General features: G+C 60.1%; 1 protein-coding gene. It reads right to left on the reverse strand.

The window, feature by feature from the left end; translation table 11 throughout:
- Positions 1–524: IS21-like element helper ATPase IstB (gene istB, locus J5224_RS35055; protein ID WP_264629395.1), on the reverse strand; the 524-nt coding region annotated here is incomplete at both ends.

Below are 524 nucleotides of genomic sequence, written 5' to 3' on the forward strand. Positions count from 1 at the left end.
CGCCAAACCCCTTGTCCAACGTCAGAATGATGCTTGCCTTCTCGTAAGGCCCATTCAGCAGCCTGAAGAACAGGTTTGCCTCCTCACGGTTCAACGGCAGGTAGCCGACTTCATCAAGGATCAGCACTCGTGCATAACTCAGTTGCTGCAGTTGGCGCTCCAGCCGGTTTTCCTGCCGCGCCTTCATCAGCATCGCTATCAGCCTGTCAAGCGGCATGAACAGCACCCGATGCCCTGCATCAGCCGCTTTCACGCCCAGCGCCACCGCCAGATGCGTTTTGCCCACGCCCGGTGGGCCCAGCAGGATCACGTTTTCGCTTCGCTCCACGAACGCCAGGCCGGCAAGCTCTCTCACCACTTTACGGTCGATGCCCGGCTGGAAGCTGAAGTCGAACTGCTCCAGCGTTTTCACCCAAGGGAGCCGGGCTTGCTTCAGCCGGGACTCCATGCCGCGTTGATGGCGCCCGCTCCATTCCTGTTGCAGCGCTCGGCACAGGAACTCGCGGTAGTTGAGTTCTTCCTTC

It is taken from the genome of Candidatus Symbiopectobacterium sp. NZEC135 (assembly GCF_025962695.1).